This window comes from Paenibacillus xylanexedens, assembly GCF_017874615.1.
GTDB classification, from domain to species: Bacteria; Bacillota; Bacilli; order Paenibacillales; family Paenibacillaceae; genus Paenibacillus; species Paenibacillus xylanexedens.
The window spans coordinates 1-23,102 of the sequence record NZ_JAGIKV010000046.1 but is presented as its reverse complement, the minus strand read 5'-3'; the positions used below and the strand labels follow the sequence as shown (position 1 = coordinate 23,102).

16 protein-coding genes are annotated in these 23,102 nt (G+C 47.8%); 7 read left to right on the top strand and 9 right to left on the bottom strand.

The annotated features are described in order from the left end of the window. Positions 1-450: 450 nt before the first annotated feature. Positions 451-1,374, bottom strand: coding sequence for an S-layer homology domain-containing protein (locus J2Z28_RS30775; RefSeq protein WP_211085750.1), 924 nt, complete (start codon positions 1,372-1,374; stop codon positions 451-453). A gap of 364 nt (positions 1,375-1,738) precedes the next feature. Here J2Z28_RS30775 and J2Z28_RS30770 point away from each other — a divergent pair, with 364 nt between their 5' ends. From J2Z28_RS30770 to J2Z28_RS30760, 3 genes are all read left to right on the top strand, one after another. Then, positions 1,739-3,481: an ABC transporter ATP-binding protein gene (locus tag J2Z28_RS30770; RefSeq protein ID WP_211085749.1), complete on the top strand. Its 1,743-nt coding sequence runs from the start codon at positions 1,739-1,741 to the stop codon at positions 3,479-3,481. After that, entirely contained in the window at positions 3,474-5,285 is a 1,812-nt protein-coding gene (locus J2Z28_RS30765; RefSeq protein ID WP_211085748.1) for an ABC transporter ATP-binding protein, read from the top strand. The genes J2Z28_RS30770 and J2Z28_RS30765 overlap by 8 nt, the downstream gene beginning before the upstream one ends. A 104-nt stretch (positions 5,286-5,389) precedes the next feature. After that, positions 5,390-5,890: a hypothetical protein gene (locus tag J2Z28_RS30760; RefSeq protein WP_211085747.1), complete on the top strand. Its 501-nt coding sequence runs from the start codon at positions 5,390-5,392 to the stop codon at positions 5,888-5,890. A 34-nt stretch (positions 5,891-5,924) separates the two neighbouring features. Here J2Z28_RS30760 and J2Z28_RS30755 read toward each other — a convergent pair whose 3' ends face one another. Continuing rightward, positions 5,925-6,356 (bottom strand): Lrp/AsnC family transcriptional regulator, encoded by a 432-nt coding sequence (locus J2Z28_RS30755; RefSeq protein WP_211085746.1) that lies wholly within the window; start codon positions 6,354-6,356, stop codon positions 5,925-5,927. A 131-nt stretch (positions 6,357-6,487) separates the two neighbouring features. Between J2Z28_RS30755 and J2Z28_RS30750 the strand changes: the two genes are divergently transcribed. Then, positions 6,488-7,240, top strand: a complete 753-nt coding sequence (locus tag J2Z28_RS30750; protein ID WP_211085745.1) for an MBL fold metallo-hydrolase — start codon at positions 6,488-6,490, stop codon at positions 7,238-7,240. A 307-nt stretch (positions 7,241-7,547) separates the two neighbouring features. Here J2Z28_RS30750 and J2Z28_RS30745 read toward each other — a convergent pair whose 3' ends face one another. After that, positions 7,548-7,742: a hypothetical protein gene (locus J2Z28_RS30745; RefSeq protein WP_211085744.1), complete on the bottom strand. Its 195-nt coding sequence runs from the start codon at positions 7,740-7,742 to the stop codon at positions 7,548-7,550. A 37-nt stretch (positions 7,743-7,779) separates the two neighbouring features. Continuing rightward, positions 7,780-9,285, bottom strand: a complete 1,506-nt coding sequence (arfA, locus tag J2Z28_RS30740; RefSeq protein WP_211085743.1) for an arabinosylfuranosidase ArfA — start codon at positions 9,283-9,285, stop codon at positions 7,780-7,782. A 182-nt stretch (positions 9,286-9,467) separates the two neighbouring features. On the opposite strand from arfA, the gene J2Z28_RS30735 reads away from it, so the two are divergent. Next, positions 9,468-10,373, top strand: a complete 906-nt coding sequence (locus J2Z28_RS30735; RefSeq protein ID WP_047844139.1) for an ArsR/SmtB family transcription factor — start codon at positions 9,468-9,470, stop codon at positions 10,371-10,373. 119 nt (positions 10,374-10,492) lie between these two features. On the opposite strand, the gene J2Z28_RS30730 is transcribed toward J2Z28_RS30735, so the two are convergent. The 5 genes from J2Z28_RS30730 to J2Z28_RS31900 form a co-directional block, all read right to left on the bottom strand. After that, positions 10,493-11,287 carry a C40 family peptidase gene (locus J2Z28_RS30730; RefSeq protein WP_211085742.1) on the bottom strand — a complete coding sequence of 265 codons (795 nt, stop codon included), beginning with the start codon at positions 11,285-11,287 and terminating at the stop codon, positions 10,493-10,495. 464 nt (positions 11,288-11,751) lie between these two features. Continuing rightward, positions 11,752-15,027 carry a glycoside hydrolase family 48 protein gene (locus J2Z28_RS30725; protein WP_211085741.1) on the bottom strand — a complete coding sequence of 1,092 codons (3,276 nt, stop codon included), beginning with the start codon at positions 15,025-15,027 and terminating at the stop codon, positions 11,752-11,754. An 88-nt stretch (positions 15,028-15,115) separates the two neighbouring features. Further along, positions 15,116-18,109 (bottom strand): glycoside hydrolase family 9 protein, encoded by a 2,994-nt coding sequence (locus J2Z28_RS30720; RefSeq protein ID WP_244988627.1) that lies wholly within the window; start codon positions 18,107-18,109, stop codon positions 15,116-15,118. A 342-nt stretch (positions 18,110-18,451) separates the two neighbouring features. Continuing rightward, positions 18,452-20,188: a methyl-accepting chemotaxis protein gene (locus J2Z28_RS30715; RefSeq protein WP_244988625.1), complete on the bottom strand. Its 1,737-nt coding sequence runs from the start codon at positions 20,186-20,188 to the stop codon at positions 18,452-18,454. 90 nt (positions 20,189-20,278) lie between these two features. Then, on the bottom strand, positions 20,279-20,449 hold the full coding sequence (locus J2Z28_RS31900; RefSeq protein WP_211085740.1) for a phosphatase PAP2 family protein: 171 nt from the start codon (positions 20,447-20,449) through the stop codon (positions 20,279-20,281). 171 nt (positions 20,450-20,620) lie between these two features. Between J2Z28_RS31900 and J2Z28_RS30705 the strand changes: the two genes are divergently transcribed. Next, positions 20,621-21,616, top strand: a complete 996-nt coding sequence (locus tag J2Z28_RS30705) for an LCP family protein (protein WP_211085739.1) — start codon at positions 20,621-20,623, stop codon at positions 21,614-21,616. Between the two features lie 139 nt (positions 21,617-21,755). Further along, entirely contained in the window at positions 21,756-23,009 is a 1,254-nt protein-coding gene (locus J2Z28_RS30700) for an acyltransferase (protein ID WP_211085738.1), read from the top strand. Positions 23,010-23,102: the final 93 nt, after the last annotated feature.

Sequence of the window (23,102 nt, the reverse complement as noted above, 5' to 3'; positions counted from 1 at the left end):
GCATGGCGCGCTAGGGTATCTTTCCCCTGCTCGTTTTGCGATGAAATTTACGGACAAATCCGCAGCGTAGTGTCTACTTTTTTGACATAGGTCCACAGCACACGTTATTCGATGATATTTTAGTAATTGGGATTTTTAACGAATCGTAGACGCGTTATTCCTGCCTTTTATATGCTTTCTCTGTTGTTTCCAGTCTTATTTGCGGGAATAACGCGTCTCAAGTTCGTTAGAATTGCATAACCACGATAAACGTCCAAATAAGGTGCGCTGAGTTCGTTAGCGTATCTCACCTTGCATTAGTTGAATGCTGGATGTTAGTGATTGGTGTCGCCTCTCCAGCAACTTAAAAACTCACCCTCCATGCACGCATGAAGGGTGAGTTTTTAAGTTAAGCTATATTCTGTTCATTGACGTTGTGCTTAGCGCAAGTTTGATATCTCAAAGAATAATTTACTTACCAGAAGGTTGAGCTTCTGCTGTATACCCTGTTGGGATATCCGTTTCTGCAGTCACATTGGTGATAACCATCGGATACATCATGTCTGGATCAGGTTGAATAATGGAATAGAGCACGATAGCGCGTCCATCCTTCTCCAATTTCACATCATCAATCTTCAATCCATAACCAGGATGCGGCATTTCAGCACTGAGTTTAACTTTGGTTGTTTTGTCATCAACCTTCGTCATTGTTACTTCAGGTACAATCGCTTGTTGGCCTTCACCTGGATTGGTTGGAGTTGGCTCTGCTGAGCCGCCATTGCCGTGTTTATCCACAAATTCGAGTGCATTAAAGATCATGCTTGCAGCCTCCATACGGGTAAGCGACTGATCTGGACGGAAATTCCCGTCCTTATCCAGTTCAATGATGTTCATGTTCAGCAGGTTCTGGACTGCAGATATGGCGTCCTTACCGATTTTATTTTCGTCCTTAACAAGATTATACTTCATGATGACCGGATAATTCCCGGTTGTGTTAATCCCTTCATTCAGCAAAATGACAAACAGTTCACGTGTCATCTTGCCCTGCGGGTTCACTTCAACCGGAATGGACAGTCCATTCTGAGTAGCGGCCTGCACCGCATCGGCATACCACGTATCCGGACTGATTTTATTCTGAGCGGATGCTTCCGCAAATTCATTTTTCAGACCAAATGCATTTACAATCAGTTGAACACCCTGTGGCTCGGACAATGCAAGATCTGGACGGAACAGATCCGCCGTTACTCCGTTAACAATGCCTTTTGATTTCAAAGAATCCACAACCGACTTCTGACCTTCATCCTTCACATCTGTGAAGGCAAATACCGATGCACCTCCTGCTGTCAAAGAAACGCAGAGCGCAAGTGTTGCAGCCAATCCTTTTTTATGTTTCATTTCCTGGCACCTCCATATGATTAGTAAAGCCTATTTTTTACCTCTTCATTCCTACAGACGGGGCATCCCTAGAAAATGTTTCAGTAATTTCGACATCTGGTGAATACAACACGAGAACACGGCATAGAACTCTTCTCCGACGCAGCTAATCCGATCCACCTGCTTTTGCTAACTGGCTTCGTTGACATTGATTCGGATTAGCGCAAAAATAAGAATAGAGAAATCTATCGGATGACGGATAAACAACGAACTAGATCGCATACAGTAAGAGGGCACGACGCGCTAATAACAGGTGTCGGCCCTTTTCTTGACTCCACCTGCTGAACTGACTTCACCCACCTATAACAAAAGGAGAACAACGTCTATGTCCAAGAAAGGATTACTTCGCGGTTATGTTGTGTCGAACTGGCCTGTTTATCTGGTTGCTGTTCTTCTGATCATCGCCTCCAATGTCGGGCAAGCATCCTTGCCCCGCTTACTCGGCAGCTTCACGGATCAGTTGATGCAGAATACACTTCAGATGCAGACGGTCGTAAGGTACAGCCTGTCCCTTCTAGCTATTGCCATCGGGTATAATCTGCTGTTCGGTACCGGGCAATTCATGATTATGAAGCTGGGTCGACGCTTCGAATTCATGACGCGTGAGCGTATATTCAGTAAGTTTTCCGAACTTAGCGAACATTATTTCTCCAAACAGGGGAACGGAAAGCTGCTCAGTTATGTCATGAATGACGTTACTTCCGTTCGTGAAGCGATCTCCAATGGTGTGACACTCATGACCAATGCCACCTTCCTGCTGTTATCCTGCATTGTCATGATGCTGCTTAGCGGGATTCCGTTAAAGCTCATTCTAATCAGTGTTGTTCCTTTGCTGGCGATTCCATTTCTGGTCGTGTTTTTTGGTCCGCGGATTCGCAAGCGCTCTCGCGACGTGCAGGAAGCTCTTGCAACCATGACGGAATCGGCAGAAGAACAGCTGGGTGGCATTCGCGTAACCAAGACGTTTGCCATCGAAGACAGTGCTCGTGCACGCTTTGGAACTACCGTAGATGCAATCAAGAGCAAACAGCTTCGACTGGTTCGTCTGTCTTCCTTGTTTCAAGCCTTGCTACCGCTGCTGGGAGCGATCTCATTGGTCGTTTCTCTGCTTGTCGGAGGTATTATGACCATGCAGAATTCTATTACACTCGGGAGTTTTGTCGCCTTAACCTTATATCTGCGCATGATCATGGGACCGCTTCAACAGATCGGCAATGTTATTAATACCGTTCAGCGCTCAGGCGCATCACTGGAGCGGGTGAATGACCTGCTCAGCGAAGTAGCGGATGTGCGTGAAATTCCTGAAGCCACAGCGCTCCAAACCGTACAAGATATCACCATGGAGAATCTAACCTTCTCCTATCCTGGCAGTTCATCTCCTGCTCTCAAAAACATTCAACTCAGTATCCGTGCCGGGCGAACGGTCGGTATTGTAGGCAAGACCGGCTCAGGTAAAAGTACCCTCGTTAAGCTATTGCTGCGTACATATGAACCACCTGAAGGAACGATTTGCATCAATGGTACCGATATTCGGCAGCTGTCGCTGGAAAGTCTAAGATCGCGCATCGCCTATGTCCCTCAGGATGGATTCCTGTTTAGTACCACCATCCGGGATAACATCGCATTTAGCGACCGGGAAGTATCGCTGGATACAGTGGAACATAGTGCACGGCAAGCCATGATCTATGACAATATTGTCCGTTTTCCTGATCGCTTCGATACACTGCTTGGCGAACGTGGACTCACCCTGTCTGGTGGACAGCGTCAGCGAACCAGCCTTGCAAGAGGACTGATCAAACAAGCACAGTTACTTATTCTGGATGACAGTATGAGCGCGGTTGATGCTGTCACCGAGAGTGGTATTCTGCGCAGTCTGCGCGAGATCGGTAAGGGCAAGACCACATTGATCATCTCTCATCGCATCAGCGCGGTCCGTCATGCGGACGATATTATCGTTCTGGATGAAGGGCGAGTCGCTGAACAGGGAACACATGCGCAGCTGATGGCTGCCAAGGGGTTATATGCGGCCACCTACCGTTTGCAGGAGGAGGGATTACATCATGTCTAACGCTGAACTTCACTCAGATGCAGAAGACGATCAGAGTAAACGAACTTCGTTTAAAGCGATGATGGCATACGCCAAACCGCATAAATGGGCTTTTGCCGGTATCTTCTTCTGTTCACTGCTTGGCATATCGGCAGATCTGCTGCAACCCTATCTGGTGAAGATCGCCATCGATGATCATCTGGCCGTGGGCCAGACCAGTGTGGGCTTTCTCGTTCAGCTCGCAGCCATCTTTCTTGGGCTGGCTGTCATCAGTTTTATTTTTACCTATATCCAGAATAATCTGTTGCAGCATGTGGGACAGAACATTGTATCCCGGATCAGAAAAGACCTGTTTAAGCATATCTCCAAAATGTCCATGTCTTTCTTTGACCGTTTTCATATCGGCAGTCTGGTCACAAACGTATCCAGTGATACGGAGACCATCAGCAGCTTTTTCACTCAAGTACTGCTCAGTCTGATTCGGGATGGTATGATGCTGGTGCTCATTATCGTTTTTATGTTCCAACTTGATCCTGTGCTGGCGACATACTCCCTGATCGTTCTGCCTGTTATTGCGGTGGTAGCGGTATTATTCCGTAGTCGACTGCGGAAAGCTTATCAAAATGCGCGTACCCGTCTTTCCCGTTTGATCGCTTTTACGGCGGAGAACCTGTCCGGCATGTTCTTGATTCAGGCTTTTCACCAGGAAGAAGAACAGAAGAAACGTTTCTCGGAACAGAACGCACTTCATCTGAAAGCCAATATTGCTCAAGCCCGCTCCAATGTTATCTTCAACCGGACGTTTGATATCCTTGGCAATGCAGCACTGGTCATGATGGTCTGGCTTGGAGGTCGCGCCGTACTGGGTGAGTCCCTGCAAGTCGGGGTATTATATGCGTTTATCAGCTATATCCGTCAGTTCTTTCAACCGATTAACCAGATTACGATGCAATGGAATACATTCCAGTCCACCACCGTATCAATGGATCGCATCTGGAACATTCTGAATACACGGCCTGAAGTTGCTGATCCCAAACCCGGGATGGCCTCCTCGCTTGAACCACAAAATGTGATGGGCCAGATTGATTTTAATGATGTGTCGTTCGGTTATCGTGCAGACCGGCCCTTGATCCAGCAGATGAACCTGCACCTCTATCCGGGTGAAATGGTAGGTATTGTGGGCACAACAGGCGCTGGCAAAAGCACCCTGATCTCCCTGCTCAATCGCTTCTATGATGTAGACAAGGGCAGTATCGAGATTGACGGTACCGATATTCGGCATCTGCCGCAGGCTAAGCTTCATCGGATCGTGGGTCTGATTCAACAGGAACCCTTCCTGTTTTCCGGTTCCATTATTGATAATGTGAGGATGTTTCGTGAGGATATTACGCGAGAGCAGGCGATTGAGGCCTGCCGGTTTGTCGGAGCACATACGATGATTTCACGTTTGCCTCAAGGATATGATACGCATCTATCCGAACGCGGAAGCGGACTATCCGCCGGGGAGCGGCAGTTGATTTCATTTGCCCGGATCGTGGTGTTCCAGCCCCGAGTACTCATCCTGGATGAGGCAACCGCCAATCTGGACTCACACACGGAACAGCTTGTGCAGCAGGCGTTGGAATCGGTATCCCAGGGACGAACCACCATTGTCATTGCTCATCGCCTGTCCACAGTGATGCATGCCGATCGAATTCTGGTGATGGAGAATGGGGAGATTGTGGAGGAAGGACCGCACCAGGAACTAATCGCAGCCAACGGTGTATATGCAGACTTGTACACCCATGCGCGTGATGCAGGTAAAAATTCAGCTATATCAGGGTAATGAACCTGAGTTATAGTAAATACAGAACGTTGAACATGCCGCTCTGCTTATGCAGGCGGCACGTTTGGCATATCGATCAGCATTGTTAATTAGGAGGAACATCCATGCAACAACCCGAAACACCCAAGCGTGACCATCAGCAGATTCGTTACCAACGCAGCACAGCTCTATGGAAGGGAAGTCTATGCTTCCTTTTCCTTCTCTTGTGCGTGAGCTTATTATGGATCATCGTGGACGGACAAGCCGAAAGACTGGAGACCATATACTATTCCATTGCAGCCGTGCTGGGTATGTGGTTGATCGGACCGCTATTCTTCATGTTTGTGTCACGACTAACCAGAACCCCTGCCGTGTTGTTATCCTGGGATGATGATGCGTTGAGCACGGGCAAACGGAAGATTCCATGGAGCAAGATTCGCAAAGTCGAACTCGCCTCACCTGCCCGCAGCAAGTGGCTCCTGTCTGCTTCTCCCATGTTTGTCCTGTACTTGAAGGACGGCACACGGTCTCACATTCAGACAGATCATCTGCTGAGCAAAAAAGAGCTGAACCAGGCTGTGGCTTTGCTTCAGAGGACTTTGCAGGAACAGAATCAGGTTCGTTGAGTACCACGATGGATGAGGACAAGCTTCCAACACATTACTGTGATTTCTCAACACCTATGGATAGGCTGACTTTGTAATTGCCGTAAGGCAGTAATGCTTCAAGCAGTTGGCCAAGCTGCTCTGTGGTGCCAGTCTGCACTCTCATCAGATAACAGCCTTCTCCGCTGACGCGATGGACTTCAACGATGTCCTCACGTGCAGCAATGAATGTACGAAAGGCGACATGTCTGTCGCCGGAGTTCAAGAAAACCGTGACAAAGGCCTGTAGACCGAGGCCAAGGCGTTCCGGGTTCCATTTTACCGTATACCCTTCAATCACACCCAGATCTTGCAGCTTGCGCACTCTTGCACCAACGGCCTGTCCCGTGAGATGAACCTCTTCACCGATCTCTTTGTGAGAACGTTTGGCATCCTGAATCAGAATCTGCAAAATACGTATATCCGTGTCATCTATCATTTCATTCATCTTGCTTCAGCAATCCTTTCACGGTGAAATTAGCGTGGCCTAATTCCATTCATCATGTTATGTACGCCGTTAAACGGGTTGTATACCATATAGGGTAATACTATTAAACAACTCGAAGGAGTGCAAATATAATGAAAATTCAATTGATTCGCAATGCTACACTGTGGTTGGAATACGGAGGGCTGAACATTCTCGTTGATCCGATGTTGATGGACGCCGAAGTCATGCCTGCATTCCCGAACACACCCAATGAGTTACGTAATCCGAGAGTCGGTCTGCCCGAAACCGAAACGGATTATCTGAATCCGGATCTGTTGATTGTGACACACACCCATGTGGACCACTGGGATGAAGCAGCGGCGAAACAACTTGGCAAAGACATTCCCCTGATCTGCCAGCCTGGGGATGAGAATGTATTTCTGGGTGCCGGATTCACGAATGTAACAGCTGTAGATAAAAAACATGAGCATCACTCTGTCCGATTCGCCCGTACATCCGGGCATCATGGCACAGGTGAAATCGGTGAACGTATGGGCAACGTGTCCGGTTTCGTACTTGAAGCAGATGGAGAACCTGTCACCTATATCGCTGGAGATACCATCTGGTGTGAAGAACCTGCTGAGGCCATCCGCCAATATACGCCTGAAGTCATTGTCGTGAATGCCGGAGGTGCACGCTTCGTGGAGGGTGATCCCATTACGATGGACGGGCCTGAAGTTGTCGCCGTGAAGCGCCATGCGCCGTCTGCTCATGTCATCGCTGTGCACATGGATGCGATTAACCATTGTGTGATGTCTCGTACGGATCTTGCGACTTATCTGGCATCCGAGCAGTTGGATGGTCAGGTGCTCATTCCACGTGATGGCGAAAGTTTTGAGTTTTAAATTGGAGCGGAAGCTACGCTGAATCAAAGCTGAATCAAAGCGGAACAGAAATAAACTTTTCACATAGGCGGGTGATTTGTAACGAACTCAGCACACGCTATTAGTCTGTTTTTGGATACTCTAATATTCTAACGAATCCTAGACACGTTATTTCCGCTCTGAGCTTGCTTTTACCGAGATTTATCCGTCTTTTTGCCAGAATAACGTGTCTCAGATTCGTTAAGTTTCTACTATAACGATAATCGGCACAATAAGGTGTCCTAGGTTCGTTAGCGCGTATGCGTATGGCAGGACCATGTACTTCATTTCAACACACGCCATTACCTAACTTATATGCTACCTTGTCTGCCACATCATCACTCATGTCTCCCATGCCTTCCTTTTCCCTACAAAACACAACGAAAAAAGCTGGATGCGATGAACTCGCACCCAGCTTTTTTGATTGAAGGAACACGCTGATCCGCTGTCCGCTGGTTTCCCTCTCGGGCATCATGCCTGCCATTGCGCCCTCACGTGTCCCATCCCTTTATGCTAATTCCCTACTGAACTTTCAAACGGATTACGTTCCATGATGCTTTTGCCAGGCTCGCCGTAATCAGAGTATCAGATACAACTGCACCTCCACGATTATGAGGAGCAACGCGGTTTGGTTGTGCTCCCGTATTAGATGCTTTGAGATCATCACTTTCCAGCACGATATGCTCGATCACGGTACACTTCCCGAAGCTGCGCAGATCCACTTCGAGCGGAAGGGATTCTTCCAGATGACGGTTGACTGCGAATACAGTCACTTCACCCTGCTCTTCGTTATGCACCGCAATAGCTTCCAGATAAGGAACATCTGTGATTTGTTTTGTATCGTATTTTGGAGACTGGATCAATGGCACCAATGCTGTTCCACGCCCGAAGAGGGACGTATGCATGAATGGATAGAAGATTGTCTGTCTCCATGAACCACCACCCGTATCTGTCATGATCGGCGCAATTACGTTAACGAGTTGTGCCAGACAGGCCATTTTAACCCGATCCGCATGTTTGAGCATACTGATCAACATACATCCAACAAGCAATGCATCCTCATGATTGTAGATATCCTCCAGCTGTGGCGGAGCAATCTGCCAAGGGTCCATCTTCGAATCATTTTCATTGGAGTGATACCATACATTCCACTCATCAAAGGACAGATACATCGTCTTTTTGCTACGTTTCTTGGCTTTGATATAATCACAAGTTGCCTTCACGGTATCGATAAAACGATCCATTTCAAGCGAGCGTGCCAGGAACGTTGGCGTATCTTGCTCTTGATTGCCGTAGTATTGATGCAAGGACAGATACTCCACGTGATCATACGTATGATCCAGCACCGTTGCTTCCCATTCCGGGAACGATGGCATATTCAGATTCGAACTTCCGCAGGCTACCAGCTCAATCGTCGGGTCCGTCCACTTCATGACTTTTGCCGCTTCAACAGCTAACCGTCCATACTCATCTGCCGTTTTGTGACCAATCTGCCAAGGACCATCCATTTCGTTGCCCAGACACCATGTTTTGATCGCATGTGGCTGCTTGTATCCATGCTTGATGCGAAGATCACTATAGTACGAACCTTCCGGATGGTTGCTGTATTCCACAATGTTGCGAGCTGCATCCGTACCCCGTGTTCCCAGATTAACGGCCATCATGACTTCAGAATTAGCCTGTTTTGCCCAGTCCACGAATTCGTTGAAGCCAAATTCATTGGTCTCAATCGTTCTCCAGGCCAGGTCCAGTCTGCGTTTGCGTTCTGACACAGGCCCAACCGAATCTTCCCAATTGTAACCGGATACAAAATTACCTCCAGGATAACGTACAATCGGTACGTTCAGCTCCTTGACCATCTCCAGCACATCCGTACGGAAACCCTGTTCGTTCGCTGATGGATGCCCTGGCTCGTAAATCCCGCCATATACGGCACGTCCCAGATGCTCAATAAATGATCCGTACAAGCGCTTATCCACTACACCAATAGTAAAATCTTTATCTACCGTCATTTTTGCTTTTTCCATAATGAATTTCAACTCCCTAAGATTAATATAAAAATTAATTGATATTCTATGGATCAACGTTCATATTTATATTAAAATCGATTATAGCCTTATTTTCAACCTGAATTTTGCAAAATGTTATTCTTTTTACTGAATTTATGTTTAACTTAATTCAATATAGATAAAATGGAGGAACAATTGTGATCAGAGCAAATACCGACGCCGAATGGCTACCCCTATATGAAGCACTTGCCAGTGAAGTCCGTCTACAGATTATCCGCCTTGTTGCAGAGACTCCGATGAATGTGAAAGACCTTGCTGCTTCACTGGGTCTGAGTAGTGCCATCGTGACCATGCATGTCCGAAAACTTCAGGATGTGGGCATTATTCAGTCCAAAATGATACGCAAAGACGGCGGCACACATAAAATGAACAGCCTTGCTGTAGACTGGATTGGCATCTCCATGCCGCAGGAAAGCGGCACAGCCCGCAAGCTGCACGAGGTTTCCGTCCCTGTGGGACACTATACACACTTTGACGTCTATCCGACATGTGGTCTGGCTACGTCCAATCATGTTATCGGTCAGTACGATGACCCTCGTTATTTCCTTGACCCCGAGCGGATGCATGCCCATATTCTATGGTTTGGCCGTGGATTCGTGGAGTACAAAATTCCAAACTATATCTTATCTGGACAGCAGATCAATGCGATTGAATTGTCCCTCGAGATCGGGTCAGAAGCACCTTCGGTGAATCCGAATTGGCCCTCGGATATTACATTCATGCTGAATGGCATCCGATTAGGGGAATGGACAAGTCCTGGAGATTCAGGCAACGGACGTGGCATGTTCACCCCCGAATGGTGGAGTGACAGTGTCAATCAATACGGCATGCTCAAGGTACTGCGAATTACCAATGAGGGTACGTTTATTGATGGACAACATCTATCCGACATTACACTCGCAGATATCCCGGTCGAACGCAACCAATGGACCCTTCGTCTTTCGGTGGAGGAAGATGCTCAGCATGTAGGCGGGCTTACCTTATATGGTGAGGGATTCGGCAACTACAATCAGGACATCCTGTTCCGACTGTACTATCACGATTGAGTTTTTCAAAATAATAAATAACACCAAAACACCTCCCACTCGCCTGTCAAAGGCAGAATGGAAGGTGTTTTGTATGCATATGAACATGCTCGGATTATCTATGAAGGTCTTGTTTCAACCTACAGCGCACTGCCACCAAACAGGAAGCGATACTCCCAGTGTTTGCCGGAGATATCACTAGTTGTTACACCACCGCCAGCGTTGGAATACGTATGTAATACCTTGCCGTTGCCCAGATAAATCCCTGTGTGCGTAATGGTTGCGCTAGATTTATTCACGCCCGAATACGATGATGCAGAGCTGCCTTTATACGACATGAAATACATCAGATCGCCGCGTTTCAGGTTTTTCCAGTTCGTCTGAACTGTACCCTTGGCTTTTACATAGGCTCCCTGTTTGCGGGAATCAGCTGGAAGCTTGATGCCCAGTGCATCAATGAAGGCCTGGCGTACAAAGCTGGAACAGTCAAAAGTAGCTGTGCTGTTACGACTGGCTCCGAACTCATAAGGTGTTCCCAAATATTTCATTCCCGCTGCAATCACTTTTTCTACAGATGCATTGCCGGTCACCGATGTACCACTATTCGAACCCGATCCGCTTGTGCCGCCACTAATCGCTTGTGTGTATTTGGATGAAGAAGATATGTAGCCTGTCCGGTTAGCAGAATCCTTAATCTTATACCAATCCGAACCGGATTGCTGAAGCACCGTTACCGTTTCCCCTTTAGCGACCAAGCGAACAATCTTTGCAGAAGAAGAAGGTGTTGTGCGTAGGTTTACGCCCCAAATTACTTTTACTTGTGAATTGTTAACAGCAGCTGCCGATACCTGTGCCGTTAGTGCTCCTGTCGTCAGACTTCCCATCAGCATCGTTGCTGTGACACTTGCCGTAATAATCGTTTTTTTCCAGTTCATGATGTCGAGTTCCCCCTGATGTTACAGAATTTTAACCTGGCTTGGTTCTCCCGGGCTTGCCCCATTGTAAACGGGCTATCCATAACGTTCATCAGTCAAAAGTCCTGTATTGATATAGGCGAACTTGAGCACTAAGTATCAGGGTGTATCCATAATCTACTGGAAAAATTCACTGCTGATCCCTTCTTTTTGAAAGGTTAAATTATTGTAACTATTTGATATGCTTCATTTTACCGCGATAAAAGAGTTAGGTCGTTTCTCATTCAGGCTATATGCCATATGACCTAGATTTTAATGTTTAAAATCGCAAATATGGTAAACATTACTATGATTCATTTGCCGATTACCGTTCCCCAAATTCACATTTTTGCTTTTCCATAAAAAAAAAAGAAAAGCCAGGGATTTCTCCCCGGCTTAACCTGGATGATTGGTAACATCACTCTACAGCTGGTCGATCAACTCATTTAAGGTTCAATTCCCCATACCTTGGCGCCATCCTGATAAGCTGTCACTTTTGTCCAGGCACTGAAGGCCGATTGGGTGGAATCAAAGGAATAATCATTCGTTTGATCAAAATTCGTCCAGTTGTTTTTCGAGAAACGTCCCTGGATGATTCCGGTTTCGGCACCCGCGGCCAAACTGCCGGCACCTGCTTTGAATTCAATCTCCAGATACGTATCTGCCGTGCCCTTGGCCGGATCTATCGAAACAAAATGCCCTTCCACGTTACCGCTGCCAATCTGTGCATAATCACACCAGAAACTCAGATCAGCGGCACTATCCTTGGTGAAATAATACCGGACCTTCACTTTGCTCAAGTCCACAGCAGTTGTACCTGTATTCTTCACATTAAACTGTGGAGTAATCGCATTGACCGAAGTTCCTGAACTACCATTACGGTATTGTACTTCAAGCGTTCCCGTTGTAACTGGAGGTGCCAATGGGGTCAACACCAATACATTCGAATTCGTCTGACCACTCGTATTAATGGCTACGACTCTATAATTATAAGCCGTACCATTCACCGCTGTAGCGTCGGTATACGTCAGTGCGGTCAAACCTGTTGCCAGATCAGCATATGCTCCGGTGCCTACCGAACGTTGTACCTTATAACTCGCAGCTCCAGTTGATGCGGTCCATGTCAGTACCGCTTGGGCATTGCCAGCCGTTCCAGCAAGGTTGAATACGCCTGGCACAACGGTACCTGCGAGTGGTGTTGCAGATGCCTGTGTCGACGGTGCAGACTCACCTACGGCATTCACCGCAGTGATGACATAATAATACGTTGTACCGTTGGTCAAGCCTGTATCCGTGAATGCCGATCCTGTGACCCCTGTCGCTACAGACGTATAAGGACCACCATTCACCGCTGCACGTTTCACGGTATACGAGGCTGCACCAGCGGCTGCGTTCCAATTCAGAACAACTTGCTGGCTTGCTCCGGTTGCTGTTACCCCAGCAGGAGCAGCGGGTACTTCCACTTCCGGACTATCGGTATCTCCGAGGAGACGATCATACTCCCCATACGCTGTAGCCATATCCACCTGTGACCAGAACCGGTGATACGTAAAGGTAGGTGCACCATTTTCCCACTGTTTCGTGGTTGTGTTATATGACGTTTTGTACAGATTATCCAGGTAAGCCCATGCCGGATCTTGCTTGATGGCTGGACGCAGGTCGGAGTATCCAATGTATACGCCATTGCCACCTTTCGCCGGATCGGAAGGTACACCTGCTGTACCTGGAATCGTGTTGCCTTGACCAAAGGTTCCAGACCAGTTCGCCGGGATATAGATCTCTTTGGCAAAGAAGCGGAAGTAGTCTTTACGTTCTTCTTCCGTAACAATCCCCACACCATCATTGTAATCCCAAGCTGTATCCAGCAGAGCCTCGGCCAAATCCTTGGCTTCTTGGCCTTCCGCGCTAAGTGTACCGTTCTCTGCCTGTGTTCCCGCTGCGAAGAAGGTCAGAGCTTTAACGTAACTTCCCAGAACTCCTGTGTCCTGCACTGGATCTTTGGTCGTTACACGGAAGTTCGGATTTTCCGTAAACGAACTGAATCCATTCCATTTGTCCGGTTGACCCTGCCATTCCTGACCACCCGGAATCCAGAACTCTCCCGGAGCCGGCGTTGTTGCTACCTGAACATTAGTTCCACCCAAAATGCGCTGTCCAGCCGCATTCAGATAATAACCTTGCGCATCCGTCACCGGACGCTCACCTACAAATACATAATCCTTACTCCAGTCGATCCACTTCGTGATTACCTTCTTGGCCATCTGGAAGTTCTCAGAGGTCAAATCCCCGCTCTCTGCAAGAATATAGTACATCTCGGCTACACGCTCCAGCGGCCATGCCTGGAACCCAAACCAGGTGTTGGAATCCGGATCACGATATACAGGTGCCTCCTGATAAGCCATGTCATAGAATGTACTTACGCCTGCCGGATAGGCTTTGTATGAACCATCCAGACTGTTCGTTGCTCCCCCGCCGATAGCTCCTTCATGGGATTGTAGCCAAGTGTAGAATTCCAACTGACGTTTCAGCGTAGCATTCCAATCTGCCTTCGCTGTTGCTGATTTCGGAATCAAGCCGCCTGCCGGATCAGACAAGGCATACGCTGCAACCGGGTTTTGATAAGCCTGATGGGTATGGCTCGCTCCAATGCGCCAAGCCCAATCCCCACCTTGACCCAAGCCACCGCCCCAAGACGTATACCAAGCCATGAGATACATGTTGGAATCCTTGCCTGTACCCGGAGTCGGTGTACCGCTCTTTGCACTTCCAATTTTCTGGAAGTATTTATCATACATACCATAGCGCAGATAGTCCCCCATCTTCTTCGCTTTATCCAGATATTCCGGATTGTTGTATCCCATCTCCTTCGCCCAATACAGCACCTGTACTGCACGTGCATCGGCATCCGTTGCGTTAGTGTAACGCCATTGCGCTGACGGTACCTGCGTTTCCTTTGTGAATAAGCTCATGAAACCTTCGTTTGCCTTACCAAAAGATTTATCATCCTGGGATGGATGCGGAATGGCTTCCCACACAGACTCCTGCTCCCCACGCTGGAACGTGTTCACATAGGTAGCCTTATGTGATGGATTCAACAGGTTGCCATATTTATACCAGTCATCCACATCGACCAGCCAGTGCATGAGATAGGTCTGATTGTTACCATAGGTCGCCTTAAGTTCGGCATCAATCGGGTCTTTACCCGCTGCATATTGACCATTAAGTGGCGATGGATATTGATCAGGAAAAGGTTTTTCCGCTGCATACGTAGCAGGGCTGTTCGGGTTGTACGAGCTCATCGTAGGCTGCTCTTCCTTGCCGTCACCTTCGTTGACCGGGATAATGTATTTCTCCATACTGTCCCAAGCTGCTTCCAATTGGGACCAATCTCCCGTGTAGTGACCATACATGGTTTCCAACCACAGCCAGTAACTGTATGCCTCTGACGTCGTCATATGACCATAATCCGGAGCCTCACTCAGCAGGGTCTCAATGGAATGATACGGTAGACCCTCTGGCGAAAAATATCCGTTCGCCGGATCCTTCAACTGATCATACAATTGCAAAAACCGGGCTTCATTAATGCCGTCTGCCTGAATCTCGATGGCCTGATCTGCGGCATGTGCTGTTTGCGGCCCTGCCCAGAGTCCGGTGTATCCGGTCAACATGACGGTTCCCGCCAGCATGGCTGTTAAACTTTTTTTCGCAGCTGATTTCAACATTAATATATACCTCCCTGGAATAGTGGAAATTGAATATAAGTGCTGTTGGTCTGCCCATGCTGCTCTTCGTCTTCTGACATTCAGCTAGTTACGGTTCCAAGCCCCATACTTTGGTATTTCCCTGATACCCGGTTACCTTGTTCCATGCGGCAAAAGCCGTCTTGGAAGCATCATAGGAATAATCATTACTTTGATCGAAATTGCTCCAGTTATTTTTGGAAAAGCGTGCTTGAATCACGCCGGTCTCTGCTCCAGCGGCCAAACTGCCTGCTCCCGACTTGAAGCTAATCTCCAGATACGTATCTGCGGTACCCTTTGCCGGATTCACTGCGACAAATGTACCTTCAACATTGGCCGTGCCCATCTCGGCATAATCACACCAGAAAGTCATTTGATCCGCACCATCCTTGGTGAAATAATATCGGATCTTCACGGTACTGAGATCAATCGCCTGTGTTCCGGTATTCTTCACGGTGAACTGCGGAGTCACCGCATTACTTGAATTCCCGGACCCTCCGCTGCGGTACTGCACTTCGAGTGTACCGGTCGTCACCGGAGGTGCAGAAGGCGTCAGTGCCAGGACATTGGACAGTGTCTGTCCGTTCGCATTCACAGCTGCAATCCGGTAATTGTACGTGGTGCCATTCAGCGCTGTGGTATCGGTGTAAGTCAACACAGACAATCCGGTTGCCACATCTGCATATGTCCCGCCTGCCATCGAACGTTGTACCTTATAGCTAGACGCGCCCGAGGCTGCTGTCCAAGTCAGGACCGACTGCGCATTACCAGCTGTCCCACTTAAAGTCAGTGCTCCCGGCACCGTCGAAGCTGCTTGCGGGGTAGCCGACACCTGTACAGAACCCGATGATTCCCCTGCTGAATTCACAGCAGTCACTACATAATAATAAGTCGTCCCGTTGGTCAGTCCCGTGTTTGTATAGGTCAATCCATTAACCCCTGTCGCAACAGTTGTATATGGTCCTCCACTCACCTCGGAACGCTTCACCGTATACGATTCGGCCCCGGATACAGCCGCCCAGGTCAGGTTAACCTGACTGCCTCCCGCTACGGCCTGCACGCCAGCAGGTGCGCCTGGAACCGTGCCTGGTGTAACACCAGGCTCCTGTCCATACACCTTCACCCCTGCATCATAGACTGGAAGGTATATGCTCTTCACAGGAGTGCCTGTGGTCAGCGTCTGGAACGAATGATCATTGCTTGCATTCCATGCACCCTGTGGGCCTGTAATGCGGAACTGTACTTCTTTACGATAATTTCCTTCCCCACCTGGATAAATCTTCGTATTACCGAAGTTCGCCGTAATGGCATAGATATGCTGGGCTGTATTCACCACAACTGGTTGGGATACCGTCGCTCCCTCCGTATAGGAGGTCGTCACTTGCACGTCCGATACGGTACGCCCGGCAGCATACACTTCACTCAAATCCAGGAAATACTTAAAAGACAGTTGATCTCCCATTCGGGCAGGCCAAGCGGAACGATTATTAAGCTGTGCTCTGATTTCCGTATAATTGGCACCTGATGATTTGATGGCAGCCTCCACAAAGAACTCATCTCCCTTCACCTCAGGTGCAGGGAAGTTCGCCAGGGGCTGATGATTCTGACCAAATAGCAAATTCATCTTTGCCAGTGCGCCGGTAAAACCAGCATTGTAATCGGTTGCGACCTCATTACTCACGTAATCCCCGATATCATCGGTATATCCATCCGATGCATCCGGGCCACCGACCATGGCACCATACAGAATGTGGCGATGGTTAGCCGGGATATCTTCGTTATTCAGCCATGAACTGTGAGCGGTCCGATGATGCGGATGTTGAGGTGCATTTTGCCCATATCCGACCACATAACTGCTCTGACGCGGATTATCGCCCAGAATATAATTCATCTGTGAAACAGCAAAATCCTGATATCTTGACTTTTTCACAGGATCACTGACCCAGTCGGAGTATACAAAAGAAATAAAGGATGCATTCGCTGCATATCGGAGCGAACCCCACTGATCCAGCCACGCCAGACCTCCTGGCGTATACTTGACTCGTGTCCCATTGACTCCAACTGTCCAATAATCCAGATTGCGCTCAGTCGACTGAATAAATCTTGTCGCCTCCGGCATGTTCAAACTGGACGTAATACGGGCAAGCAGAATCTGGGCACCATAATGTTTACTGTCCCAACCTTGTGTCCAGGTATAGGGCCAATTGGCTGAGCCTCCGCTAGAAGACCACCGGTCCGTAGCTGCAATGGCTTTGGACAAGTAAGCGCTATCATTAGTAGCTAAATAAAGCCATGCGCCACCCCATGCCAACTCGTCTTCGTATCCTGTCCACGAATTATAAAACGCTGCAGCATCAGTGATACAATCGGTGTATTCCCCCCGATATGTATCTGCGAAATTATACAGCTCTTTCGCATGTTGGAGCAGTCTGGCCGAATATGCCGGATCATCATCTGCAAATACAATCGATGACGCTGCCAGCGCTGCAGCCGTTTCTGCCGCCAGATCACTGCCCGGGCATGAAGCATCTATCTTGAACGAAGGACGGTTCATCTGCATGACTTCTGCAGGACCCCACCAGGCATGGTCGGTATTGCCTGCCCCCACTTGTCCCCATAATTCATTTGGTTTCGTATGCGCTTTCATAAAGTAGTCGGTCGCCCATCGGATATTATCCTTGATCTCCTCCAGTTGTCCGGCCTGTTCATATCCGTCACTGTATTCCACGACAGACCAGGCGAGCATCGTTGCGGAAGCAGCCATCGGAAATCCAAACTTCACATGATCTCCGGCATCATACCATCCTCCGGTCAGATCAACGCCTACATCAGCTCCATCCTGCATGCCCGAATTACCACGCCATTCGACCCGATTACTCGCTGGCAACGGACCCGAGCGCTGTGCCTCATAGAAGTAAATGGCCTTTTGCAGTGCTTCAGCATAGTTCTGATTTCCGGCGGCCGCATCCGCCTTACGAATTCCTGTACCCATCGATAAACTCCCTGCCAGTAGTCCTGCCGATAACGCGATCATAGCGACTCGTCTCCACCAGCTCCCCTTCATGTTCAACTATTCATCTCCTCTTCATCAATATTCCGTATGCATTACTCTGGACTGCAAGTTTATATCGCTCCTTCCCATGGTGTATTTCAGTGTAAGTTCCACCATTAATTACCATTATAGCCGTTTGTTTCACCAGCTATATAAGCGTTGGTGACTTCTGAAATAACATTGTTGTGACCTGCTCTGCGTCATGTGACAAAAAAAGCTGTTTCTCTAACGCATATGCGCGTTATAGAAACAGCTTCTCGCCCTTGTTATCATCAACAGTACACATCGAATGGCATTCTGACCATCCTGTCAGTATGTTTCTGTACACCTTAGATATCACAGAACATCTCTTAGTTACACTTTGAACTTGTTAATCTGCTCCTGCAGTTCTTCGGCCATTTTGGATAATGAACCTGCGGATGATGCAATTTCTTCCATCGAAGCCAACTGCTGCTGAGTTGCGGCAGATACATTATGAACCCCGCCCGCTGCCTCTCCAGCAATGTTGGAGATTTGACTTACATATCCTACAACCTCAGTTGTACTCGCCGACATTTCCTCTGAACCTGCAGATACTTCCTGGATTTCACCCGCTACTTTGTTGACCGCATCCGAGATCTGCTCGAAGGCTTGTCCTGCCGCAGTAACCATCTCGATTCCGGCTTCTGTCTCACTGCTGTTCACTTTCACTGCCTGAACAGCATGATCCGTATCTTTCTGAATCAATTGAACGAGATCCGTAATTCTTTGCGCAGATGTAGAAGATTCCTCAGCCAACTTACGCACTTCTCCCGCAACTACGGCGAAACCACGTCCGTGCTCTCCTGCTCGTGCGGCTTCAATGGCTGCATTCAGTGCAAGCAGATTGGTCTGCCGGGCAATGTTGTTGATTACCTCGGTAATGGTTCCAATCTCTGCTGAACGTTCCCCCAGCCCTGTAACCAATTCAGTAAGCGAAGCAATGGAATTTCGAACAGAACCCATCTGTTCAACCGCTTGCTGAATAATCATATTTCCTTCGGAAGATTGATTCGCCGCATCTACAGCAGATACGGATACACTCTGAGCAAGCTCGGCAATCTGCTCTGATCCGAGAGCCATCTCATTCATCGCCTGTGAAGAGCGCTTCACAATATCAACTTGATCTGACGTGCCCACGGCCAGTTCCTCAACCGTTTCGGAAATCTGTTCCGAGGCTTGAGTATTTTGCTCTGCACTTGCAAGAAGCTCTTCCGATGAAGCTGCTACCTGTTCGGAAGTCATCGATACCGATTCAATCATGGAGCGCAAATTACCACTCATGGTATTGAAGGAAGCCGCGAGCGTTCCCAATTCGTCTTTGTTCTTGAGCACAATCGTCTCACCCGTCAGATCACCATTGGCAATAGCCATGGCCGCTTCATTCATCTTTTTGATTGGACGTGAAATAATGCTTGCAATGAAGAATGCAATGAATATCGCGACCAGGAATGCAAAAATTGTCACTGCCAAAATGACATTAAATGTATTCTCTGCTAATGCAACAGAATCACCCGTTGCGGCTTCCGATCCTTCATTGCCTAAAGTGATTAACTTGGTGATAGAGTCGTTTGCTGTGTACCACATTGGATAGGCTTCAGTGTGCAGTCTACTTGCTTCTTCATAGTTATTTGCAATACCGAATTCTATGAATGCAGGCATTTTCTCCAGATACGCATCATAATTCGTACTGAAATCATTGTAGAGCTTCATCGATTCATCATTGCTCTCAATGTATGTAAGCAACTGTTTACGCTCATCCTCAATCTTGGTGAGGAGCAACTTTAACGCTTCATTCACCTTGACATTTTCTTCTTCGTCTTGTTCAACGATAATTGCCAGCGCCAACCGCTCTACATCCGAAACATCCCCATTCATCAAGCCAAGGAGGCTTACACTCGGCATCCAGGTCTGATCCACATCATTGGCTTTACCAGACATATTATGGATCTGTATTAACGCATAAACGCTTACAACAACCAGCAGAGCCACGACGATAAGAAAACCTGTCAGTAACTTGCCTCGAATCGTTAACTTCAATATCCCCAACTTATTCCCCCGCGTGTCTTCCATGTGTCCCACTCCTCAAAATAATACATATTTATAATATATCGTCACCTATCGTCGTGAATTGTAGATGTTAGAATTCAATTTCTATAAATTTCATGTAACTTCGAACATAACACAAAAAAAGTCTCCCATCTTTGGCAGAACCAGAGATAAGAGACTTCTTGAATTGAACATGCCCAGAAGGAATCCCCCCAGAATATCTCCCGGATAATGTACACCTACATATACACGCGACACCCCTGTCAACACAGCAAGTAGTAGCATCCATAACCCAAAGCCACAAAACAAGATTTTTTACATAATAATTATACACCAACTATTTGTCAAACATTCCTCACATTGACCGAAGTTACGAAATCAAAGAGGACATTTTGCTTTCTTTTTGTTAAACTTGTTTGGGTTACATATCAGTTCAATCATAGAAAGGTGAAGATTATGGTTAAAAAATGGTTATGGGGTACAGCCCTGACCCTGGCACTTGCGATTACAGGTGTCGTTGTATATTACGGATATTCGATTGTTCATTTTGCCAATAGCATCTCCACGGCTTCCGGGACTTCATCCAACTCGTCCTCTTCCGGCACAGAGAGCGATTCAGACACACCAACGACAACGATTCCCAGATGGGAGGGCCAGGAACGGGTGAACATTCTGCTCCTTGGTGGAGACTCAAGAGGCGACGATGCAGGACGCTCGGACTCGGTCATGGTCGCTTCCATTGATCCGGTCACCAAGAAAGCCCATCTATTCTCCGTACTGCGTGATACCTATGTTGCAATTCCTGGGCATGGCAAAAGCAGACTTAATGCAGCCTTTTCCTACGGGGGTGCGGAGCTGACCAAACAAACCGTCAGTGATCTGCTCGGTGTTCCCATTCAGCATTATGTCTACACAGACTTTACAGGATTCATGGCACTCGTTGATGCGGTAGGCGGTATTGAGATCGATGTGGAGAAAGACATGTATTACACCAGTAAAGCAGATAAACATATGTACGACATTGACTTAAAAAAAGGATTGCAGCATATGGACGGCAAAACCGCCCTGCAATATGTTCGGTTCCGGCATGATGCCACCTCGGATTTCACGCGCACCGAACGGCAGCGGATCTTCATGACCGAGCTGGCCAAGAAAATGCAGAGTACCACGTCACTCTTCAAAATCCCGGATATCCTGGAAGCGATCGCTCCCTACATTGAGACGGACCTCAGTCCAACCCAGATGTTAAAACTCGCATCACTTGGCTTCGATATCCATGTGAACGATATCGATCAGCAGCAAATTCCACCGAACAAACTACTCACCAATGAACTCGTCGGCTCAGCTCAGGTGCTGGGTGTTGATGTAACCAAACTCCAGTCCTACATTCAGAAACTGTTTGAAGAAGATGCCGAGTCCTCAGAGACTCCATCATCAGAGGGACAGAACTAAAACAAGCATGAGATATATCAACAGAAAAGACGGTCAAAGCCGTCTTTTTTAGTACCTATTTTCTCCATTTAATGCAGCCTTAATGTTTAACAGGTACCCTTATATGATGAACTCCGGTTCCTGGAGGGAGGATTACAATGTGAAAAAACCGCGAATAGCGGAATGGACCGAACTGCGGGGCATTGCCTTTCTGGCAATCGTCATGCAGCATAGTATCGCTGAATATATCTATCGCGCCGATATTGAACAACCGGATTCCATTATGCTGACCATGATTTATCATCTAACCCGATTTGGTACGCCAACGTTTGTATTTCTAGCGGGTGTAATGTTGTTTTACCATCATCGTAACACCAAACCGGACTATCCTCGCTTCATTCGAAAGCGATTTGGCGATATCTATATGCCGTTTGTCGTATGGACACTGATCTACTGGCTTTCTGTCCGTATCTTCACCCCCGCGTTCTGGCGTGCAGGCATACCGGATTTTCGCAGTCTGATTCGTGAACTGTTTGTCCCACAGACAGGATATCATCTCTGGTTTGTCATTATGGTGTTTCAGTTCTATATTCTGTTCCCCCTGTTTTTGGTGGGAGCAAAAGCCATTCAGAGACGTATCCAGAACGCCTCACGCTTCACGCCCATGCAAGTCATTATCGGGCTAATTCTCTTTGCAGCAGCACTATATGCCCTGCTTATGCAATGGTCCTACTATAATATGGGGGGCTGGACAGAATCCATGTCTGAGCCTTGGTCAACGTTGCTGCAATATCGCTCCTATTCATGGGTGATGTACTGGTTCTACTTTTTACTGGGTGCCGTATGTGCTTGGTCAGTGGATAGCTGGAGGAGTTGGACCACAAAGATCCTGCCATGGACGATCTGTCTGTTTATAGGGATGTATATATGGCTTGGTTACGATGTGCTGCGTGGGTCAGGGGATGTTGTGAATCTGAATATCTCTACCTATCTGAAACCAACCACATTCCTGATCATTATGGCTCAGATGTTTATGATGTATGGTTTCCTTGTACTAATGCGGGGCAAAGATACACGGTTTCAGCGCCTCTTAGCCTGGATTGGCCGCTATTCATTTGGTGGATATCTGGTTCATGCACTGGTGATCTACGCGATCGCTTATGTAACCAGACCGCTTCATCTCAGTGGATGGCATCTGCCTGTAACGTTGCTATCGTTCCTTGTAACAGTTGGCATTGCTCTTGCAATCAGTTGGGCGCTATCCAAGCTTCCTGGCTCACGTTTCACCGTAGGGTTAATGCGTAAACCACGTTCTACACCTAATTCATCAGCTGCTGTGGACAAAAGAAATTCATCTGAGCGAACTCCGTCACCCGGCTCAACTCGCAGTCCGGGAACGAGTGAGCCGTTTTAAAAGGGGCTGTCTCAAAAGCCCTGAAAAGCGTATCGGCAAAAAGAAATAACACTCATAGGTTCAAAAAAGGACAAAGCAGAGGTTTATCCTGCT

What these genes read in the sequence shown, in the direction of transcription:
- J2Z28_RS30775 (WP_211085750.1), bottom strand. Translation starts at nt 1,374, where the DNA reads ATGAAACATAAAAAAGGATTGGCTGCAACACTTGCGCTCTGCGTTTCT.
- J2Z28_RS30770 (WP_211085749.1), top strand. Translation starts at nt 1,739, where the DNA reads ATGTCCAAGAAAGGATTACTTCGCGGTTATGTTGTGTCGAACTGGCCT.
- J2Z28_RS30765 (WP_211085748.1), top strand. Translation starts at nt 3,474, where the DNA reads ATGTCTAACGCTGAACTTCACTCAGATGCAGAAGACGATCAGAGTAAA.
- J2Z28_RS30760 (WP_211085747.1), top strand. Translation starts at nt 5,390, where the DNA reads ATGCAACAACCCGAAACACCCAAGCGTGACCATCAGCAGATTCGTTAC.
- J2Z28_RS30755 (WP_211085746.1), bottom strand. Translation starts at nt 6,356, where the DNA reads ATGAATGAAATGATAGATGACACGGATATACGTATTTTGCAGATTCTG.
- J2Z28_RS30750 (WP_211085745.1), top strand. Translation starts at nt 6,488, where the DNA reads ATGAAAATTCAATTGATTCGCAATGCTACACTGTGGTTGGAATACGGA.
- J2Z28_RS30745 (WP_211085744.1), bottom strand. Translation starts at nt 7,742, where the DNA reads ATGGCAGGCATGATGCCCGAGAGGGAAACCAGCGGACAGCGGATCAGC.
- arfA (WP_211085743.1), bottom strand. Translation starts at nt 9,285, where the DNA reads ATGGAAAAAGCAAAAATGACGGTAGATAAAGATTTTACTATTGGTGTA.
- J2Z28_RS30730 (WP_211085742.1), bottom strand. Translation starts at nt 11,287, where the DNA reads ATGAACTGGAAAAAAACGATTATTACGGCAAGTGTCACAGCAACGATG.
- J2Z28_RS30725 (WP_211085741.1), bottom strand. Translation starts at nt 15,027, where the DNA reads ATGTTGAAATCAGCTGCGAAAAAAAGTTTAACAGCCATGCTGGCGGGA.
- J2Z28_RS30720 (WP_244988627.1), bottom strand. Translation starts at nt 18,109, where the DNA reads ATGAAGGGGAGCTGGTGGAGACGAGTCGCTATGATCGCGTTATCGGCA.
- J2Z28_RS30715 (WP_244988625.1), bottom strand. Translation starts at nt 20,188, where the DNA reads ATGGAAGACACGCGGGGGAATAAGTTGGGGATATTGAAGTTAACGATT.
- J2Z28_RS31900 (WP_211085740.1), bottom strand. Translation starts at nt 20,449, where the DNA reads ATGCTACTACTTGCTGTGTTGACAGGGGTGTCGCGTGTATATGTAGGT.
- J2Z28_RS30705 (WP_211085739.1), top strand. Translation starts at nt 20,621, where the DNA reads ATGGTTAAAAAATGGTTATGGGGTACAGCCCTGACCCTGGCACTTGCG.